The organism is Croceitalea sp. MTPC5, assembly GCF_036985505.1.
In the GTDB taxonomy this organism is placed as follows: domain Bacteria; phylum Bacteroidota; class Bacteroidia; order Flavobacteriales; family Flavobacteriaceae; genus Croceitalea.
On sequence record NZ_BTGQ01000006.1, the window covers coordinates 1 to 18586 of the forward strand.

An 18586-nucleotide genomic window follows, 5' to 3' on the forward strand; every position below is an offset into this window, starting at 1 on the left:
CTATTTAAAATTAGCACAAATTGCGTACCGCTTTGTACACCGAATTGCACACCAGAAGGGTGGTTTCAAACGATATCATATGATTGCAGAAAAAATGAAAAACCCTGATAATCATACGATTAGCAGGGTTTTGATATTGCCATAATGGCAGTTCGTCGGGGTGGCAGGATTCGAACCTGCGACCTCCGCGTCCCAAACGCGGCGCGATAACCGGGCTACGCTACACCCCGAGTAGTTATCCCTATTAAAAGAAATTGCGGAGAGAATGGGACTCGAACCCATGCGACACTTACGCGTCGACAGATTAGCAATCTGCTCCGTTACCACTCCGGCACCTCTCCTTTAATCTTACTTACTTAAGAACTTACGCAAAATGCGGATGCAAAAATACCCTTTCAAGTTAAAGGAAACAACTATTTTTTTAATTATTTGAAATAAAAATTACAAAAGGTTTCAAAAAAATAAAGTGGGGCAATTGCCCCACTTTATTTTTGATTATTTCCATTGCTTACTAATAAATCGTTTTTAAACTTCCGTTTTTACCATCTGGTGTAATGGCTTTGACATCGAAGGTAATTCCCCCTGATTCGGATAGTTTCGGAAGTTCGATTACAGCTTCCCCATTTTCATCGGTTTTTAGCGAAGGATTCCAATACACCGTGCTGCCTTCGGTCTTGCCCCTCTTACTGTTTAATTGTCCTTGATACGCATCAAAAGAAAGGGAATCATGAAAACCCTCAAAAGTCAGTCGCGCTTTTTTTCGATTAAAATAATTCTCATCCATACCGTTTCTAGTATACATCAAAATTACACCTCCGGCACCTCTAGTTCCGTAAATAGTGGCATTTGCTCCAAGCAATAACTCAATTCGGTCAACGTCAAAGAAAGGTACAAGGCTCATAATATCGTTTAACGATGTAGGTTGTATCAAGGGCAATCCATCTATGACCCATAAAGTAGGCCCACCACCAATAGTCCGCGGTAATACCAATCTCGGGTTTAAACTCCCCAAACCTACCACCTGCACGCCCGGAATACCTAAAAACAGTTCAGGTATCGTTCTGGGTCTTTCCGGATTTTGATAGGTAACCCTATCTGGTTCGATATTGTAGATTGAGGGCGTCCTTTTTGCTTTCAATTTTTCCCCGATTAACGTAACTCCCTCTAAGGTAACCAATCGTTCGGCATTCTCATCCGGTTTGAATTCAGCAGTTTGTTTTTTAGGGATGAACTGTTTTGATCGTAAATCTTGTTGTCCATTCTTGTCTTCAAAGTTTAAGGGAGGGGTTTCATATTGATAGGGTACTACCTTTACGAACTTGTCCCTGTCTTCTTCAGCGACCCTTCTAAAAACCATGTCTGCCTCCCCTTCAATCTGCAAATTTTTCAGTTCGAAAAGGCCTTCTTCATTAGTAACCACCTCATAAGCCTCTGCCTCACCTTCTCCGCTGACTACGATCTGAATTTTGGTATTGGTCAAGGGAACTGCATCTAAATCATAGGCCCTACCATAAAATTCCAGCCCTTTCTGAAAATTATATCTGATTTCATCGGGAAGTTCCGTAACCTTATTCAATGCATAATCTGCAGGTAATTGGTTGGTGAGCACCAACAGATCATTTAAAAAACGTTGGTTTCTAACGCTATCGAAACTATTTTTTGAAGTGCTAACCGTCTTATTTTGACCCAGGGCCACTGAAAGTTCGGTTTGTACGGGCAAGCCCTCGGTATCCGTAACCTTTATTTTCAATGACCTACCCTCGACATTTGAAGTTTCTTCGATTTGAAGTCGAAGTTCATTATTGCTAATATGCAATGGCCGGCTAGCCCAGACCTGATCAATATCATCTTCTAACTGAAGTCTTAGCACCCCGTTGGGCAATTTACCTTTCGGAATGTCAATCTCGACCTCATTGTTCTTATTGAAATCTACTTTGGATTCAAAAAACTTGATTCCATTGATTCTTCCCCGCAAATAAATGTCTTGGTCTTTTAGATTTTTTGTTGAAGCTACTTTTGCCACGACTTTAGAATCATCTATCGTATTCAATCGTAATGTATAACCTACCGCATTACTATTGGGGAGGGGAATTTTTCTTCCTTTATTAAGCAGTAGGCTATACCGTTCACCGACTTTAGGTTTTAACAAAAACGTACCTAAACCGCCTCCATAGTTTTGCACTTTGGCCACTTCATTGTTATTTTCATCAACTACCGAAATCTGGGTTTCCCCCAGTTTTTCAAAACCCACCGCAATTCTATTCTCCAATCCCGCAATCAGGTTTCCGCCTTCCGGAAAAACTTCGATACCACCGAAATCAAGATTACCGACCGATGAAAGTGATTTACGCTTCTGAACGGAAATGGCCTTGACCGCAAAATTTTCAGGCCCGTAGTTCAACATCCATCTGGTATAGGCCCGAAGGTAATGCTTACCGGATTTCGTTTTTTTCGGAACCTTAAAGGAGCCTTCTGCTGCCCCGTCAACCACTTTGTGATACTGACTGTTGACCAGTTGCCCATTTTCATTCAGAAGTTCCACCTTAAGCACGTCACTCGCGCTCACCCGCAACTGTTCAGGACCCGTAAGCACATAAGCCTTAAAAAACAAGTGTTCTTTCGGTTCAAGAATATCCTTATCAGTATGCAGCAAAACTTGCTCTTGCCAAAGCACTAGGGAATCCTTCGGCGCACGTTCTTTTTGCAGGGATTCCCAAAAAACATCCTCCAATGATTGATCTGTGATTGCAGGTCCGGATTGTTGTCCTGTTAAAATGGCAACACTAAATAAGAATGTAATCGTAGCCGAAAGGAAGTTGTTTTTAGAAATCATAGCTTTACTTTTAAAATTGATAGTACAACTTTTATATAAGTAAATTTAACTATTATTCAAGGGAATAACAACTTGTTTTTCATTTTATTAACGTTTGCATTTGAATTAAACTGCACCTAACCAAACTTACTCCGGATACTCTACTCGTAAATGATAGATGTTGGTCAATTTTTGTTTCAGCACTTTTTTGACGGCCTCTATTTCCTTAAAGGTAATATTCGCATTTAAGAATTGATTGGCCTGCATCTGGCCCTTCACTATTTTTTCAACAAATTCATCAAGCATCAAATAGGTTGGTGACCTTAGGCTTTTTGAGGCTGCCTCCACGGCATCGGCCATCATTAAAATCGCGGTCTCCTTTGAAAAAGGTATAGGGCCCGGGTATCTAAAATCCTCATCACTTACTTCTGGGTCGATCTCCTGCTGCTTTTTAAAAAAGTAGAATACCAAACTCGTACCATGGTGGGTTCGTAAGAAATCAATTACACGATCGGGTAGGTTGTTCTTTCGAGCCAATTCGATACCGTTGATGACATGGTCAATTATAATCTTGGCACTTTCTTTTGGTGGTAGGTCATCATGCGGGTTAACATTCGTAATCTGGTTTTCGGTAAAATAGGTCGGGTTATCCATCTTACCAATATCGTGATATAGTGCACCTACCCTGACCAACATGGAATTTGCCCCTATCTCATTGGCCGCGGCCTCTGCCAAGTTGGCAACCTGTAAAGAGTGGTGAAAAGTACCTGGGGCCTTATTTGAAAGTTCTTTCAGTAATTTTGAATTGGTATCGGATAGTTCCAATAACGATACATCAGATACCAAGCCAAATATCTTTTCATACAGATAAATCAAAGGTTGGGCAAATAGGGTTATCATCCCATTCAGCAGAAAAATACCAAAAGTGACCAATTCAATATTCTGTAGGTTTCCTTCGTGTATCACATGAAAAGCAAAATACCCTATGATATAGATTAAGGTAATCTGACCGACCGAAATAAAAAGATTGGCCCTTTTGTACAATTCTGAAACCGTAAGTATGGTCACAATACCAGCGATAATCTGTAAAAAAATATATTCGAAACTATTGGGTACCACAAAACCTAAGATCAAAATGGTCAAAACATGAACGAAAAGGCCCAATCGAGCATCAAAAAAGTTTTTCAATACAAGGGGAAGTATGCACAAGGGTACCACATATAAAAACGCATCATTGTTCTCAACCACCAAAGTGGTGATGAAGACCATTAAAAGAATGTTCACGAAGATGAAGGTAACCTTGGTGTTATTGTTGAAAATTTCAGTACGGTACTTTTTCAAGAACAAAAACAGCATCATCAGTACCAATGCCACCAATACGGTATACCCTATTAAGATAAAATAGTAATTACTGCCTTTCCAAAGTTCTGATTCGTACTCCGTTTTTAATGAGTTGAGAATATTATAATCGTTGGATTCTACAACCTCACCCTTTGCAATAATCAATTTACCTTCTAAAATATCACCTCTTGTAAATGACACTTTAGACATTTCAGCTTCCAAGGCATTCTCCGTAAGGTTTTTGTTGAATGTAACGTTGGGTCTTATCAAATTTTTAATAAGGTTCTCCAAGGGCGCACGGAGCTCATTCGAAAAACCAGCAAGGTGGTCCGCAACCCTCTCTTTGGCTTCTGAGATGCCCAAAATCTGATTTTTGGTCAATTTTCGAGCTTCATTATCCACCACCAATAAAACTTCTTGTTCGGTAACATCCGTATGGAATACACCGTTCACGTAGATGGAATCAAGCAGCTGACCCCCCGTTTTTAGCATGGCCCGTTTTTGTGAATTTGAAACCGTCCCTTCAGCAAATATCGAAGGTGATTGCCTTAGGTAAGACTGTTTGACGTTCTCATAAACCGCCCCATCATAGGTGTAGTACATTAGCCTGCGTTGCAGTAATGCCTGTTTTTCAGAAGTGATGTCCTCTTCCGTTTTTTTAATGGAAAAATCAAAAGGGGCATAGAGATTTTCATATTGCCAAGGCTTTCCTTTTTGGAAATCATATTTGAATTTTCCACCTCTCGGAAAAAAAAAGACAATGAGACCAATTGAAATAAAATAAAGGACATACTTATAAATAAGTGCTTGTTTCTTGTAAAACTTGTCTAATGATTTTCCCATTTTTTTGAAGCCTAATCTCAAAAATAGAAAATTAAAAATTCACATAGATAGATAAGTACTTTGCAAGGCGGAATGCATTTTTAAATTTGTATTTTCGTGGCATAAAACGTAAGGTAATGAAACAAGTGGTCATCGTATCGGCCGTTAGGACCCCTATCGGTAGCTTTATGGGCTCTTTATCATCGGTTCCGGCCCCTAAATTGGGAGCTATTGCCATTAAAGGTGCATTGGAAAAAATCAATTTGACGCCAGAACAGGTCGACGAGGTTTTAATGGGCAACGTGGTTCAGGCCGGTACAGGTCAGGCACCTGCACGGCAGGCCGCTATTTTTGCGGGAATCCCAGATACGGTTCCTTGCACCACCATCAATAAGGTTTGCGCCTCGGGCATGAAATCTGTCATGCAAGCTGCCCAATCGATAACCCTGGGTGATAACGAGATCGTAGTTGCCGGGGGTATGGAGAATATGAGCCTTATCCCGCATTACGTACACATGCGCAAAGGGACCAAGTTTGGCCCTACTTCCCTAGTTGATGGCATGCAAAAAGACGGGTTGGTCGATGTTTATGATCAAAATGCAATGGGGGTATGTGCTGATGCCTGTGCGACAAAACACGATTTTACCCGTGAGGAGCAAGATGCATTTGCCATTCAATCTTATAATCGTTCAGCTGACGCATGGAATGAAGGTAAATTCTCAGAGGAAATAGTACCCGTAGAAGTACCTCAAAGAAGAGGGGAACCACTGCTCTTTTCAGAAGATGAAGAATACAAGAACGTGCGGATGGAAAAAATTCCGGCACTAAGACCTGCATTTACGAAAGACGGTACGGTTACCGCCGCTAACGCATCGACGATTAACGATGGGGCTGCTGCATTGGTGCTCATGAGTGCCGAAAAAGCGGTGGAATTAAAGTTAGAACCCTTAGCCACCATTAAAAGTTATGCAGATGCCGCACAAGAACCGAAATGGTTCACTACGGCCCCTGCAAAGGCCCTGCCTAAAGCCCTTGACAAAGCAAATATCAAGATTGATGATGTTGATTATTTTGAATTTAATGAAGCCTTTTCGGTAGTCGGGTTGGCGAATACGAAATTATTGGGTTTGACCGATGAAAATGTAAACGTCAATGGCGGTGCGGTTTCCTTAGGGCATCCATTAGGTTGCTCAGGAGCAAGGATTTTGGTTACCCTGATACATATTTTAAGGCAAAGGGATGCCAAAATCGGAGCGGCGGCCATATGTAACGGTGGTGGTGGTGCTTCTGCCGTAATCGTTGAACGCAACTAATCCATTAGCAGTATACCAATGCAGTATGGAATCTGCCATATGAGTATCGTTGCTGTAAGAAGTGGTGCCGATGATAGCACTGCCATGGTGACCCAATTACTTTATGGTGATTTCTTCAAGGTCAAGGAACGTAGAAAAAAATGGAGCAGGATAACAGTCTGTTTCGACCATTGTGAAGGTTGGATCCTAAACAACCAATTTCGACTAATCCCAGAAACGCATTTTAAGGACTTTGACTCAAAAGAAGCCCATCGACTTACTACGGATTTTGTTTCACATATTATCTCAGAAAAAGGGGTATTGACCCCTATTGTTTTGGGATCTCGGGTTGATGGCATCCCTTTATTACACCATTCCTTTGATGGAAGTGCGCCCATAGTAAAACAATTGAAATCAAACCTAGTTGCGACGGCTTTACTATATCTAAATACACCTTATTTATCGGGTGGAAAAACCCCTTTTGGTATAGATAGTTCAGGTTTTAGCCAAATGGTCTATAAAATAAATGGGTTCAACCTATTTCGAAGCACTGAGAAACAAGCTACACAAGGGGAGCCATTAAGCTTTATCGAAGAAAGCGAACCGGGTGATCTTGCATTTTTTGATAATAACGATGGTATTATAAATCACGTAGGTATCATACTTAAAGACAATTACATCATACATGTCAATGGCCAAGTACGTATTGATAGGTTAGATCACACCGGCATTTTTAACGTAACGGAAAAAATATACTCCCACAAATTACGTGTCATCAAAAAAATTGCATAAAAAAACCCTGATATAATATCAGGGTTTTCTATGCTGTCTTATGAACTGACTTATTCCCCTATCAATTTTTTGATACGCATGAAGTTCTCATTATCTCCAAGTGCTCCATAGATATTCTTTAGTTGGGATAGGATACCTTCATTATCAGGATTGGTTTTAAGGGCTTCTTCTAAAATTTTAACGCCTTCCAAAAACAACTCATCCTTTTTCGCCTTAAGCTCATCGTAACGGGCGGTGTCGGCCCTTGACGTACCCAATGTATTCATTTCATCAATTAAGGCATTGCCTTCGTTTACGTACGTGGTAGAAAGGTTCAATTGGGCATTGATGTAATTAGGGTCTACTGCCAGGGCCTTTTTAAAGGCATCACGGGCCTCCTCTAAATTACCTTGTTCCATACTGATAACCCCGATATTGTATAAGAGATCCGGATTATTCGGGGCCATTGCCGAGGCTTGGCCCATTAGTTCCTTAAACTTATCTTTTTCACCGATACTATAATATAGGTTAGCCTTGTTCAAAACCAAGTTGACATCGTCAGGATTGTTCGATATGGCATCTTCGTATGCTGCGAGGGCCTCATCATTCTTTCCTTGTTCTTGATAGATCAATGCGATGTTCTTTACAATTTCGGCTTTCTTTGAAGGTGTGGTCTCTTCTTTTGGATCTTTATGGGTACCTGCCTTAACATACAGGTCCCTGGTCGTCTTATCCATTGATTCTACTTCACCAGAGGCGACATTGACGGCAGTATATTTCACCTCACTACCATCGTAATTCAATTCTTTCAACTCATTGTAAAAGCGTATCGCCTGATCGTAATTGTCTGGGCCACCATTTACCGCGCTACTGGCAGCATAATAAAGGTAGATGGTATCTTGAGGGCTCAACTTGTACGCAGTGTATAGCTTACTTGCACCTTCTTTATAATTCTTGTTATTGTTATCTTCTACGGCTGCATTGACCAACTCAGAGGTCATTTGGGTCAATTTCTGTTGTGCCGCAGCGGTATATTTCGGTTTACCTGAAGCCTCTTCAATGGTAATGACCTTTTTCAGGGCAGCAACGGCTGCATCAAAATCAGACAACTGGGCACTGGCATTACCAAGAATGGAATACGCCTGCGCCTGTAACTTGGGGTCTGCATTTTCGATTAAAGCCATGGCACCTTCCAAGGTGCTTTTTGCCGCTGCGGCATTTCCATTTTTCAATGCTTTGTCAGCCGCTTTGATTTCAGATTTTTGCGAAATGCCTGCCATTGTTATCGAAAAGGCAAGCAGTATTAAAATTTTAGTTCTCATCGTAAAAAGGTAATTTAAAATATTTAGTGTTTAGTACTTATTCTTTTACTTCATCATTGGTATTATCAAGAGCCGTGCCATCTTCTTCATTCACCTCAATATCAAGTATATCGGTTCCATCTACAGCGTCTTCATCCTTCATGACCTTGGCAACCGCCGCTATACTGTCATTGCCTTTAAGATTGATCAAACGTACCCCCTGTGTGGCACGCCCCATGACCCTCAAATCCTCAACTCCCAAACGGATCGCAATACCTGATTTATTAATAATCATTAGGTCATCTGAATCAGTAACGTTCTTTATGGCTACCAAACCTCCTGTTTTATCGGTTATGGAAATTGTCTTGACACCTTTTCCTCCCCTATTAGTTACGCGGTAATCATCAATATTGGATCTTTTGCCATAGCCATTTTCAGAGACCACTAAAATATTATCCTCAAAATTGTGCACGGATACCATGCCGATCACTTCGTCGTTATCATCTGCAAGGGTAATTCCGCGAACCCCTGAGGCGTTTCGGCCCATAGGTCTTGTCTTACCCTCTTCAAAACGGATTGCTTTTCCTGATTTGAGTCCCAAGAAGATCTGACTTGTTCCGGTAGTCAATTTAGCCTCTAGTAATTCATCATTGTCACGGATGGTAATGGCATTGATCCCATTCTGGCGAGGCCTTGAATATTGCTCTAAGGAAGTCTTCTTTACAGTTCCCTTCTTAGTGGCCATGATTACATAATGACTGTTTACGTATTCTTCGTCTTTCAAATCTTGCGTACAGATGAATGCCTTTACCTTGTCATCATTCTCTATATTGACCAAATTTTGAATTGCCCGACCTTTTGAGGTCCTACTACCTTCCGGAATTTCATACACACGCATCCAGAAACATTTTCCTTTCTGGGTAAAGAATAACATATATTGGTGGTTGGTACCAACAAACAAATGCTCTAAAAAGTCTTCATTACGGGTAGAGGACGCTTTTTGGCCCACCCCTCCCCTATTTTGTGTCTTATATTCGGTGAGTGGGGTCCTTTTAATATATCCGGCATGCGAAATAGTGATGACCACTTGTTCGTCTGGAATCATATCCTCAATGCTCAGGTCACCGCCCGCAAAGTTGATTTCTGAACGACGTTCATCCCCATACTTTTCTTTGACCACTATAAGCTCATCCTTGATAATCTGCATTCTACGCTCTTTCTTATCAAGAATATCCTTTAAGTCTTCTATGGTTTTTAACAATTCGTCATACTCTTCACGAAGCTTGTCTTGTTCGAGGCCCGTCAATTGACGGAGACGCATTTCGACAATTGCCTTTGCCTGTATTTCGGTAAGCTTGAACTTTTCCATTAATCCTGTCCTCGCCTCATCGACGTTTGAAGAAGCACGAATCAAGGCGATAACCTCATCAATATTATCAGAGGCAATAATCAGTCCTTCAAGTATGTGTGCGCGATCTTCGGCCTTTTGAAGTTCGAACTTTGTTCTTCTGACGACCACTTCATGACGGTGTTCAACAAAATGATGGATAATTTCCTTTAAGTTCAACAACTTTGGCCTACCATTGACCAAAGCAATATTATTCACGCTAAAAGAAGATTGTAATGCGGTATACTTGAATAACATGTTCAACACGATATTCGGAATGGCATCCCGCTTTAAGATATAGACGATTCGCATTCCCTTTCTATCCGATTCGTCACGAATAGTCGAGATACCTTCAATCTTTTTGTCATTGATAAGGTCTGCGGTCTTCTTTATCATGTCAGCCTTATTGACCTGATAAGGAATCTCGGTAACGATAATGCATTCACGACCTTGAACCTCCTCAAAGGTCGCCTTTGCCCGCATCACTACCCTACCTCGCCCGGTGTGAAAGGCCTCTTTAACGCCATCATATCCGTAAATAATACCCCCCGTAGGAAAATCAGGGGCTTTGATATGTGTAATCAATTCATCGATTTCAATAGCATCGTTATCGATGTAGGCCACTGTACCATCTATCACCTCAGATAGGTTATGCGGTGGCATATTGGTGGCCATACCTACGGCAATACCTGATGCCCCATTGACCAACAATTGGGGAACCCTTGTTGGTAAAACGGTGGGTTCTTTCAGCGAGTCATCGAAATTCAGTTGATGGTCTACGGTATCTTTATCAATATCGGCCAACATCTCATCAGCGATCTTTCGCATGCGCGCTTCTGTATATCGCATTGCGGCCGGACTATCACCATCTACGGATCCAAAGTTACCCTGGCCATCGACCAACATGTAACGTAAGCTCCACTCTTGTGCCATACGCACCATACTATCATAAACGGAAGTATCACCATGGGGGTGGTATTTACCCAAAACCTCACCAACGATACGGGCAGATTTCTTGTGTGCACTACTTGACCTTACACCAAGCTCGTACATTCCGTACAGCACACGACGGTGAACAGGTTTCAGGCCATCCCTGACATCTGGCAGGGCACGTGACACAATGACCGACATTGAATAATCAATGTAGGCAGATTTCATCTCATCCTCGATGTTGATGGGTATCAATTTTTCTCCTTCAGCCATGCTAAAATCTTAATCTTTTTTGTGGTTAAAACATCGTAGCAATATACAGAAAATCACAGGCGAACGCACAACGATGGCAGAGTTTATTAAAAAAATTATCAACACGATCTTGAACACTTAGTGTACATGGGAAACCTGTTAAATTGTTTATAAAAACCACCTTTTTTCGTCATTTTTCCAGTCTTTATCGAATAAGGGTATAGTATTTGAACATTGTACCGATACTTTTATTAATTTTAATTGCTGAAAAGAGAATTTATGGATGATAATTTTTCCCCAAGAGTCAAAGATGTTATAGCCTACAGTAAAGAAGAAGCTTTGCGTTTAGGCCATGACTTCATTGGCACGGAACACCTCATGCTCGGATTACTCAGGGATGGCAATGGTAAGGCCATAAACATTTTGGATGCGCTTGATGTTGATTTAGACCACCTGAGGAGGAAGGTCGAGATATTAAGCCCTGCGAACCCGAATACCGGTAGTGTTCAAAAAGATAAGAAAAACCTACACTTGACGAGACAGGCTGAACGCGCCCTGAAAACTACATTTTTAGAGGCCAAGCTATTTCAAAGCTCGTCAATAAATACGGCCCACCTGTTGCTTTGTATTCTTAGAAACGAGAATGATCCCACGACAAAGTTACTTCATAAGTTAAAGGTTGACTATGATAATGTTAAAGATCAATTCAAATCAATGATTACAAGTGACGACGATTATATAGATTCCCCCACTTCAGAGTCTTTTCCAGGGGATGCCGAAGATGCTGGCGATCCAAAAGAAAGTTCTTTCGGATCTTCAAGTTCTCAAAAAGGGAGTAAAAAATCGAAAACGCCTGTTTTGGATAATTTCGGTCGTGACTTGACCAAAATGGCCGAAGAGAACAAATTAGATCCTGTGGTCGGGCGTGAAAAGGAAATCGAAAGGGTCTCGCAAATATTGAGCAGAAGAAAGAAGAACAATCCCTTACTAATTGGGGAACCAGGTGTTGGTAAAAGTGCCATTGCCGAAGGTTTAGCCCTGCGAATCATAAACAAAAAGGTATCCCGGATTCTTTACAATAAACGTGTCGTAACCTTGGATTTGGCTTCTTTGGTGGCCGGAACAAAATATAGAGGGCAGTTCGAAGAGCGTATGAAGGCCGTTATGAACGAGCTTGAAAAGAATGATGATATTATTTTGTTCATCGACGAAATCCACACCATTGTAGGTGCTGGTGGTGCGACAGGAAGTCTTGATGCCTCCAACATGTTCAAACCTGCCTTGGCAAGGGGAGAGATACAATGTATAGGCGCAACGACCTTAGACGAGTACCGTCAATATATCGAAAAGGATGGTGCCTTGGAACGACGTTTTCAAAAAGTAATGGTCGAACCCACTACGGTTGAAGAGACCATTGAAATTTTGATGAACATAAAAGGCAAGTATGAAGACCACCATAATGTGGTTTATACGGACGATGCCATTGTAGCATGTGTCAAATTGACAAATCGCTACATGACAGATCGATTCTTGCCAGATAAGGCTATTGATGCCTTAGATGAGGCCGGATCAAGGGTACATATCGTCAATATGGACGTGCCCAAACAAATTCTAGAGCTTGAGACACAATTGGAAGAAGTTCGTGAATTGAAAAACAGCGTTGTCAAAAAACAAAAATACGAAGAAGCCGCGAAGTTAAGGGATGACGAAAAACGTTTGGAAAAAGACCTCGCAACGGCACAAGAACGATGGGAAGAGGAAAGCAAACTCAACCGTGAGACCGTTTCAGAAGACAATGTTGCCGATGTAGTCTCTATGATGAGCGGAATACCGGTCAATAGAATTGCCCAAACCGAAAGCAATAAATTGGCGGAATTGCCCCAACTCATCAAAGATTTCGTTATCGGACAAGATGAAGCGGTGGTGAAGGTTGCCAAAGCCATACAACGCAATAGAGCAGGATTAAAAGACCCTAATAAACCTATTGGTTCGTTTATATTTTTAGGACAGACCGGAGTTGGTAAAACACAATTGGCAAAAGTACTTGCAAAAGAGCTTTTTGATTCCGAGGATGCCTTGATACGGATAGATATGAGCGAATACATGGAAAAATTCGCCATTTCGAGACTTGTTGGTGCCCCTCCAGGGTACGTAGGTTATGAAGAAGGCGGCCAGCTGACCGAGAAAGTGAGAAGAAAACCCTACTCGGTTATTCTGTTGGATGAAGTTGAAAAGGCCCATCCTGATGTATTCAACATGCTATTGCAAGTATTGGATGATGGCTTTTTAACGGATAGTCTCGGGCGTAAAATAGATTTCAGGAATTCCATCATCATCATGACCTCGAATATCGGGGCACGTCAGTTAAAGGATTTTGGCCAAGGTGTCGGTTTTGGTACTGCTGCCAAAAAAGCACAGGCAGATAGTCACCAAAAGAGCGTTATTGAAAATGCACTTAAAAAGGCTTTTGCCCCTGAATTCTTAAATCGAATTGATGATGTCATCGTCTTTAACGCACTGGAGCGTGAAGACATCCATAAAATCATCGATATTGAATTGGATAAACTTTTCAAAAGAATCAAGGATATCGGGTATGACTTAAATCTTTCCGATAAAGCCAAGGATTATATCGCCGAAAAAGGTTTTGATAAACAATATGGGGCAAGGCCCCTTAAAAGGGCTATTCAAAAATATATTGAGGATGCCCTTGCGGAAGAAATCGTTAATTCCAACCTTAATGAAGGTGATGCGATATTCATGGACTTGAACGAAAAGAAAGAAGAATTGACCATTAAGATCAAGAAGGTGAAAAAGTCTTCTGAGGCTTAAACTTGACGATACCTAATATAAAAGAGGAGCTGTGTTACAGCTCCTTTTTTTGTTCTACACCTTTCTAATGATGAATGGTACATTTTAGGATGATTTTTTAACACTATAAACGATATATTGGCCTTTAATCTAAAATTTTTCAAAATACATACCCTTAAAACTACTTTCGTTGCAACACTATAAATGAATGGGGCATGAAAATGGGTTTTACTAAAAAAGCCATTATTGTTAAAGAGTATGTTTTAGATATTGGGGTTGTTCAAGTGTATGATAACTACATTGTTGCGACTTTTGATGAAGGGGCTACCGTAACACTTGAAAGGGCATATCAAATAATTGGTATTTCAGAAATACACTTTAGGGGTAAAGATTTTGGTTACATTAGCCTCAGACGTAATTCTTACGCGGTAGATCCCATTATATACACATACATAAGGGGCTTAGAAAACTTGAAGGCATTTGCTATCGTTTCCAAGAAAGAGATAGATATGCATAATTTCAAGATTGAAAAATTGTTTTACAAAAAACAAATTGAATTTTTTATCGAATATGAAAATGCATTGGCATGGATAAAAAAGCGTTTGAACAAAAAGAAAAACAAAAAAGCATAACCCTATTCTTGAGATCCCTTTTCGGGTTCAGGCCTTCTGAACAACTCCGTAAAAGCTTTTCCCAACCCTCGTATCAATTTTGAGGCAGTTACACTTTCGTAACCGCCTTCACCAGCAAGCAGATCACCCGAAAGCCCATGTAAGTATACCGAAAAAACGGATGCTTGCAAAGGCGGATAACCCTGGGCCATAAAACCAGTTATAATCCCCGCCAAAACGTCTCCACTACCAGCAGTGGCCATGCCCGGATTTCCGGTACTATTGATATACCCTTGGTTTTCGTAAGAAACCATCGTGTGGGCGCCTTTTACCACTAAAATGCAATCGTATTCTTTTGAAAAAGCCTTGATTTTATCCAGCTTGTCAAAATCATCATTCCACTGTCCAATCAACCGTTCCAATTCTTTTGGGTGAGGGGTCAGAACGCTTTGCGGTGGCAAGAGTTTTAATAAACCCGGATTTCCTGCCAGTAGGTTCAAACCATCGGCATCAATGACCAAAGGCGCTTTATTTTCTTTCAAAAAGCCCTCAAAGGCTTTTTCGGTAGACTTATTGGTTCCCATGCCCATTCCTAAACCAATGGCCGTAGGTCGTATTTCAAAACTGATGTCCGTTATTTTTTCGTCATCATCATCCGTTAAAACCATGATCTCAGGTACCGCGGCCTGCAAAGGGGTATAGCCACATTCCGGCACGTAAGCGGTTACCATCCCGGCCCCAGAGGTCAAACAGGCTTGTGATGCTAGATTTACGGCCCCGATCTTTCCATAACTGCCCCCTATGATAAGCGCATGACCGTAGTTACCCTTATGTGAAAACTTCAGCCTTGGTTGATACATCGGTAAGATTTCGGGCTTACCGATCAATTGATACGGCGTCACTGTTTGATAGAGGAATTCCATGTCCAATCCAATATCCAGAATTTCCCATTGATTTACATATATTCCTGTTTCGGGCAAGAAAAAAGGCAACTTAGGCACTTGAAAACTTAAAACATGATTGGCATTGATTACAAATTCACTATTGATGGGAGCTTGAGCCATAAAGAGCCCAGACGGAATATCGATTGATAGTATGAATGCCGCTGATTCGTTTAAATATTGAATCAACTTTCCTACCCATTCTTCTGGGGTTCTATTCAGTCCAATTCCAAAAATCGCATCTACGATAATATCGTCCCCCCCAACTTCCGGAAAAGTACAGTCTGAATCTATGAAATCTGGCCATAGTTTACGTTCTTTAAGCCGGTCTAAATTGATTAAAAAATCTTTTGATCGGGTCTCACTGTAATTGACCACATAAACCGAGATGGCATAACCAGCTTCTTGAAGGTGCCTTGCCAGAGCGATACCATCACCCCCATTATTACCAATACCACAGAATAAATGAATTTTCACCTTGGCTCCCTGCAGCCTTGCGTGCATCCAATCAAAAATTTGTGTGGCTGCCCGTTCCATGAGCAAATCACTCGAAATCTGTTGTTTTTCAATTGTGAATTTATCAGCAGCATAGATTTGTTCAGCAGTAAATATCTTCATTCAATAATAAAATTTGATTAAAACTAGTGATATGATAAAAATTTAGGAATCATTTGGTGTGATAGGCAAAAGTACTACTTTTGACCTATTACAGAAGCCATGCAATTTAAACAATCGGACATAACGATTTTCACTCAAGACAACATTAACACCATTACTGTTGGCACGACTTTTACCACCCCTTTGGGGTAAGCTACTATATTTTCGTCCGAATTACACTTATTCCATCACTTTATTTAACGTAATACCCAATGAAAATCTTAAAATTTGGTGGCACATCAGTCGCTAACGCCGAAAACATAAAACGTGTTCTATCCATTGTAAAAGAAAGGTCTAAAACCACTAAAATAGGCGTTGTAGTATCAGCATTCGGTGGCATGACCAATATGTTGCTAGATACCCTACGATTGGCAGCCAAACAAAGTCTAGACTATGAGCAGGGATTCGGGACTATGGAACATAAACATTTGAGCGTTATCAAAGATCTTTTTCCGGTAACGGAGCAAAGTAGTATTCTAGGGAAGATAAAGGGTGAATTAAATGAGTTGGAAACCTTATTACAAGGCGCTTATTTAATCGGTGAGGCGACCACACAACTTACGGATAAGATCATGAGTTATGGGGAATTATTGTCTTCTTTCATAATAACCGAATATTTTAAGTCTGAAGGGTTGGATGCGGCCCTTAAAAGTGGCAGGGAGCTAATAACCACGGATGAAAATTTTGGGAAGGCCACCGTTGATTTTAAAGCTACGAACGCCCGTTGTGCCGATTATTTTGCCAATACCGCCAACCAAATCACAGTCATACCCGGTTTTATTGCAGCATCACAAAAGGGCAAAGCCACCACCTTGGGGCGTGGGGGTTCTGATTATAGTGCAGCAATACTCGCCGGCGCCACGAAATCGGAAATTTTAGAAATCTGGACCGATGTCAGCGGCATGTTTACCGCCAATCCAAAATTGGTAAGACAAGCAAAATGCCTATCACATATCTCTTATGAAGAAGCCATGGAGTTATCGCATTTTGGGGCCAAGGTATTATATCCACCCACAATTCAACCCGTTTTGGCCCAAGGTATTCCGATTGCCATTAAAAATACCTTTTTTCCTGACGATGAAGGCACCCTGATTACCAAAAATACGAACGGAACGGATAAGACCGTTAGAGGCATCAGCCATATAGGTGGAATAACGGTATTGGCACTAGAAGGGCCTGGTATGATCGGTATTCCCGGTATTTCAAAACGTTTTTTCGAGACACTTTCACAAGAGCATATAAGTGTGGTCATGATCACACAGGCATCATCTGAACATTCAATATGTATCGGCATTTCAGATGATGATGCCCAACGCGCCCTAAATGCCGTCAATACGGCATTTGAATATGAAATGGCCTCAAAGAAAATCAAACCCGTAGTTATTGAAAACAACCTCGCGATTATTGCTTTGGTAGGTGACAACATGAAAAGTCATCAAGGTCTCAGCGGAAAAATGTTCAGCACATTAGGAAAAAACAATGTCAATATCAGGGCGATAGCCCAAGGGGCTTCTGAGCGAAATATTTCGGCCGTAATCGGAAAAGGGGATGTTAAAAAAGCATTGAATTCATTACATGAGGAATTTTTTGAAGAAAACATAAAACAACTCAACCTTTTTGTAATGGGGGTCGGCAATGTGGGTGGTCGATTTTTAAATCAAATCGAACAACAACGAGGGTACCTCAAAAAAGAACTTCAATTAGCGATTAGGGTAATTGGGCTTTCAAATTCAAAAAGAATGGTCTTTGATGAAAATGGTATCGCCCTAGATGCTTGGCAAAACGAATTGGAACAAGGGCAGCAGGCAGATACCATCAAATTCTTTGAAACGGTTAAAAAACTGAACTTTCGCAATAGTATTTTTGTCGACAATACGGCGAGTAAGGCTATCTCTGATAGTTACACCTCTTATTTGGCCAATAGTATCGCTGTGGTTACTTGTAACAAAATAGCGTGTTCTTCAGCATATGAAGACTATCACAATCTAAAACAATTGGTAAAAAAATACGATGCCCCCTTTTTATTTGAGACCAATGTCGGCGCAGGCTTACCCATTATAGACACTTTAAAACACCTTATCGTTTCAGGGGATAAGGTGCATAAAATACAGGCCGTACTTTCTGGAAGCCTCAATTTTGTCTTTAATAATTTCAATGACAACACCAGCTTTCACGATGTAGTCATGGAAGCGATGGAAAAAGGGTATACCGAACCAGATCCCACTATAGATCTCAGCGGTATTGACGTCATGCGAAAAATATTGATTCTTGCCCGTGAGAGTGGCTATCACATGGAACTTTCCGATATCGAAAATGAATCATTTTTACCGGAGGAAAGCTTAAGGGCCGACTCAAACGATGCATTTTTCAGCTCGCTTAAAAAATACGAGGCCGATTTTCAAAAGCGTTACCAAAGGGCAACTAAGAAAGATTGCAAGCTCAAATACGTGGCAGAACTTGAAAATGGAAAGGCCAAAGTAGGTTTGCGGGAAATTCCGGCAGGACATGATTTTTATAATTTGGAGGGGAGCGACAATATCGTACTTTTCTTTACGGAAAGATACCCTGACCAACCACTCATCATTAAAGGGGCCGGGGCCGGAGCCGACGTTACGGCATCTGGTATTTTTGCCGATATCATAAGAATTGGTAATTTCTAGT

At 41.0% G+C, this 18586-nt stretch carries 10 protein-coding genes and 2 tRNA genes; 5 read left to right on the forward strand and 7 right to left on the reverse strand.

The features are described from left to right. Positions 1 to 155: 155 nt before the first annotated feature. The 4 genes from AACM45_RS16860 to AACM45_RS16875 form a co-directional block, all read right to left on the reverse strand. Positions 156 to 230, reverse strand: a tRNA-Pro gene (locus tag AACM45_RS16860). Between the two features lie 27 nt (positions 231 to 257). Next, positions 258 to 341, reverse strand: a tRNA-Ser gene (locus AACM45_RS16865). A 170-nt stretch (positions 342 to 511) separates the two neighbouring features. Further along, positions 512 to 2833 (reverse strand): TonB-dependent receptor, encoded by a 2322-nt coding sequence (locus tag AACM45_RS16870; protein WP_339144201.1) that lies wholly within the window; start codon positions 2831 to 2833, stop codon positions 512 to 514. Positions 2834 to 2959: 126 nt separating this feature from the next. Continuing rightward, positions 2960 to 4996 carry an HD family phosphohydrolase gene (locus AACM45_RS16875; protein ID WP_339144202.1) on the reverse strand — a complete coding sequence of 679 codons (2037 nt, stop codon included), beginning with the start codon at positions 4994 to 4996 and terminating at the stop codon, positions 2960 to 2962. 116 nt (positions 4997 to 5112) lie between these two features. Between AACM45_RS16875 and AACM45_RS16880 the strand changes: the two genes are divergently transcribed. Both AACM45_RS16880 and AACM45_RS16885 read left to right on the forward strand, forming a co-directional pair. After that, positions 5113 to 6288 (forward strand): acetyl-CoA C-acyltransferase, encoded by a 1176-nt coding sequence (locus tag AACM45_RS16880; RefSeq protein ID WP_339144203.1) that lies wholly within the window; start codon positions 5113 to 5115, stop codon positions 6286 to 6288. Between the two features lie 18 nt (positions 6289 to 6306). Continuing rightward, positions 6307 to 7059, forward strand: a complete 753-nt coding sequence (locus AACM45_RS16885; RefSeq protein ID WP_339144205.1) for a C40 family peptidase — start codon at positions 6307 to 6309, stop codon at positions 7057 to 7059. Positions 7060 to 7109: 50 nt separating this feature from the next. Here AACM45_RS16885 and AACM45_RS16890 read toward each other — a convergent pair whose 3' ends face one another. After that, a complete protein-coding gene (locus AACM45_RS16890; RefSeq protein WP_339144206.1) occupies positions 7110 to 8360 on the reverse strand; it encodes a tetratricopeptide repeat protein in 1251 nt (416 codons plus the stop codon). 37 nt (positions 8361 to 8397) lie between these two features. Beyond that, positions 8398 to 10929, reverse strand: coding sequence for a DNA gyrase subunit A (gyrA, locus tag AACM45_RS16895; protein WP_339144208.1), 2532 nt, complete (start codon positions 10927 to 10929; stop codon positions 8398 to 8400). 258 nt (positions 10930 to 11187) lie between these two features. On the opposite strand from gyrA, the gene AACM45_RS16900 reads away from it, so the two are divergent. Then, positions 11188 to 13737 (forward strand): ATP-dependent Clp protease ATP-binding subunit, encoded by a 2550-nt coding sequence (locus tag AACM45_RS16900; RefSeq protein ID WP_339144210.1) that lies wholly within the window; start codon positions 11188 to 11190, stop codon positions 13735 to 13737. 194 nt (positions 13738 to 13931) lie between these two features. Then, a complete protein-coding gene (locus tag AACM45_RS16905; RefSeq protein ID WP_339144212.1) occupies positions 13932 to 14348 on the forward strand; it encodes an STAS/SEC14 domain-containing protein in 417 nt (138 codons plus the stop codon). Positions 14349 to 14350: 2 nt separating this feature from the next. Here the strand turns inward: AACM45_RS16905 and AACM45_RS16910 are convergent, their stop codons facing one another. Further along, complete coding sequence (locus AACM45_RS16910; RefSeq protein ID WP_339144213.1) at positions 14351 to 15886, reverse strand: NAD(P)H-hydrate dehydratase; 1536 nt, start codon at positions 15884 to 15886, stop codon at positions 14351 to 14353. A gap of 251 nt (positions 15887 to 16137) precedes the next feature. Here AACM45_RS16910 and thrA point away from each other — a divergent pair, with 251 nt between their 5' ends. After that, positions 16138 to 18585 (forward strand): bifunctional aspartate kinase/homoserine dehydrogenase I, encoded by a 2448-nt coding sequence (gene thrA / locus AACM45_RS16915; protein WP_339144214.1) that lies wholly within the window; start codon positions 16138 to 16140, stop codon positions 18583 to 18585. The last annotated feature ends 1 nt before the right edge of the window (position 18586 follow it).

What these genes read in the sequence shown, in the direction of transcription:
- AACM45_RS16870 (WP_339144201.1), bottom strand. Translation starts at nt 2,833, where the DNA reads ATGATTTCTAAAAACAACTTCCTTTCGGCTACGATTACATTCTTATTT.
- AACM45_RS16875 (WP_339144202.1), bottom strand. Translation starts at nt 4,996, where the DNA reads ATGGGAAAATCATTAGACAAGTTTTACAAGAAACAAGCACTTATTTAT.
- AACM45_RS16880 (WP_339144203.1), top strand. Translation starts at nt 5,113, where the DNA reads ATGAAACAAGTGGTCATCGTATCGGCCGTTAGGACCCCTATCGGTAGC.
- AACM45_RS16885 (WP_339144205.1), top strand. Translation starts at nt 6,307, where the DNA reads ATGCAGTATGGAATCTGCCATATGAGTATCGTTGCTGTAAGAAGTGGT.
- AACM45_RS16890 (WP_339144206.1), bottom strand. Translation starts at nt 8,360, where the DNA reads ATGAGAACTAAAATTTTAATACTGCTTGCCTTTTCGATAACAATGGCA.
- gyrA (WP_339144208.1), bottom strand. Translation starts at nt 10,929, where the DNA reads ATGGCTGAAGGAGAAAAATTGATACCCATCAACATCGAGGATGAGATG.
- AACM45_RS16900 (WP_339144210.1), top strand. Translation starts at nt 11,188, where the DNA reads ATGGATGATAATTTTTCCCCAAGAGTCAAAGATGTTATAGCCTACAGT.
- AACM45_RS16905 (WP_339144212.1), top strand. Translation starts at nt 13,932, where the DNA reads ATGAAAATGGGTTTTACTAAAAAAGCCATTATTGTTAAAGAGTATGTT.
- AACM45_RS16910 (WP_339144213.1), bottom strand. Translation starts at nt 15,886, where the DNA reads ATGAAGATATTTACTGCTGAACAAATCTATGCTGCTGATAAATTCACA.
- thrA (WP_339144214.1), top strand. Translation starts at nt 16,138, where the DNA reads ATGAAAATCTTAAAATTTGGTGGCACATCAGTCGCTAACGCCGAAAAC.